A 2,301-nucleotide genomic window follows, 5' to 3' on the forward strand; every position below is an offset into this window, starting at 1 on the left:
GTACGGCAGCCGGACGAGCAGCAGCGCGTCGATCACCGCCGGATCGGCGGCGAGGTAGCCGAGGCGCGTGCCGGCCATCGCGAACGCCTTGGACATCGTCCGGGTCACGATGAGCCGCGGGTGGCCGTCCAGCAGGGTCAGCGCGGACGGCGTCCCGGCGCGGCGGAACTCGGCGTACGCCTCGTCCACCACGACCATGCCGGGCGCGGCGTCGAGGACGGCCTCGATCGCGGCGAGCGGCAGCGCGGTGCCGGTCGGGTTGTTCGGGGAGGTCAGGAAGACGACGTCCGGGCGGTGCTCGCGGACGGCCCGCACCGCGGCCTCGGGTTCGAGCCCGAAGTCGGCGTCGCGGGAGGCGTCGATCCAGCGGGTGCCGGTGACCTCCGTGATGATCGGGTGCATCGAGTAGGACGGCTCGAAGCCGAGCGCGGTCCGGCCGGCGCCGCCGAACGCCTGGAGGATCTGCTGGATGATCTCGTTGGAGCCGTTCGCCGCCCAGACCCGGCGGCCGGTCAGGCCCGCGCCGGGGGTGTCGGAGTTCAGGAACGCCGCCAGCCCCTCGCGCAGCGCGACGGCGTCGCGGTCCGGGTAGCGGTTGAGGCCGCCCGCGGCGTCCATGACGGCCTCGCCGATCGCCTTCACCAGCGGCTCGGACGGCGGGTAGGGGTTCTCGTTGGTGTTCAGCGCGACCGGGACGTCCAGCTGGGGTGCCCCGTAGGGCTCCCGGCCCCGCAGGTCGTCGCGGATCGGGAGGTCGGAGAGGGACGTCACGAAGGGATCTCCCAGTCGAAGCGGGCCTTCATCGCGGCCCCGTGGGCGGGCAGGTCCTCGGCCTCGGCGAGCGTCACCACGCGCGCGGTGGCGTCCGCGAGGGCGGCCTCGTCGTACTTCACGACATGGACGCCGCGCAGGAACGACTGGACCGACAGGCCGGACGAATGGCAGGCGCACCCGCCGGTCGGCAGGACATGGTTGGAGCCCGCCAGGTAGTCCCCCAGCGACACGGGCGCGAACGCCCCGACGAAGACCGCGCCCGCGTTGCGGACCCGCGCGGCGACCGCGTCGGCGTCGGCGGTCTGGATCTCCAGGTGCTCGGCGGCGTAGGCGTCGACGACCCGCAGGCCCGCCTCGACGTCGTCCACCAGGACGATGCCGGACTGGCGGCCGGCGAGCGCCTCGGTGATCCGCTCGGCGTGCTTGGTGCGGCCCACCTGGACCGCGAGCTCGGCCTCGACCGCGTCCGCGAGCTCGACCGAGTCGGTGACCAGGACGGCCGCGGCGAGCACGTCGTGCTCGGCCTGGCTGATCAGGTCGGCGGCGACGTGCACCGGGTCGGCGGTGCGGTCGGCCAGCACCGCGATCTCGGTCGGGCCGGCCTCGGAGTCGATGCCGATCACGCCCTTGAGCAGCCGCTTGGCCGCCGCGACCCAGATGTTGCCGGGGCCGGTGACCAGGTCGGCGCGGGGGCACTCCTCGGTGCCGTGGGCGAACATCGCGACCGCCTGCGCGCCGCCGGCCGCGTACACCTCGTCCACCCCGAGCAGCGCGCAGGCCGCGAGGATCGTCGGGTGCGGCAGGCCGCCGAACTCCTTCTGCGCGGGCGAGGTGACCGCGAGCGAGCCGACCCCGGCCTCCTGCGCCGGGACGACGTTCATCACGACGCTGGACGGGTACACGGCGCGGCCGCCCGGCACGTACAGGCCGACGCGGCCCACCGGGACCCACCTCTCGGTGACGGTTCCGCCGGGGACGACCCGGGTGGTGGTGTCGGTGCGGCGCTGGTCGCGGTGGACCATGCGGGCACGGCGGATCGACTCCTCCAGCGCGTCCCGGACGGCCGGGTCGAGTTCGGCGAGGGCCCGGTCGATCTCCTCGGCCGGGACGCGGGTGCGCTCCAGCCTCACGCCGTCGAACCGCTCGGTGTACTCCCGTACGGCCGCGGCCCCATGATGGCGCACGTCCTCGCAGATGGGCCGCACCTTCTCAAGGGCGGCCTCGACGTCGAGCTCGGCGCGGGGCAGCACGGAGCGCAGGTCGCCGGGGAGCGAGCCGCGCAGATCGATACGGGAGATCACCCGTCCAGTCTACGGAGTGCGTCCAAACCACGAAGCACCGTCTCGCCAGCCGAGACTCGCGGCACGCAAATCCCGCGCGGCGCCGGGGTGCGCGGGCGGCGCGGGCGAAAGGGAACGCCCGAAGTTGCGGTGGTTCGGGCGGTTTCTTCCCGAACGGAAGAGTGACCCCGGCGGTAGCCAGGGATGATCACTGCGGCCGCGGCGGCCCGCGATCGGCGGGTGGTCG

2 protein-coding genes are annotated in these 2,301 nt (G+C 74.3%); both read right to left on the minus strand.

The genetic code is table 11. The features are described from left to right. On the minus strand, positions 1–771 hold a 771-nt coding region (locus tag AB0J52_RS36945; protein WP_500187557.1), incomplete at its 3' end, for a histidinol-phosphate transaminase. Then, positions 768–2,075, minus strand: coding sequence for a histidinol dehydrogenase (hisD, locus tag AB0J52_RS36950; RefSeq protein ID WP_500187558.1), 1,308 nt, complete (start codon positions 2,073–2,075; stop codon positions 768–770). The genes AB0J52_RS36945 and hisD, both read right to left, overlap by 4 nt. Positions 2,076–2,301: the final 226 nt, after the last annotated feature.

Origin of the sequence: Spirillospora sp. NPDC049652 (assembly GCF_040675125.1) — a bacterium.
Taxonomy (GTDB): Bacteria; Actinomycetota; Actinomycetes; order Streptosporangiales; family Streptosporangiaceae; genus Spirillospora.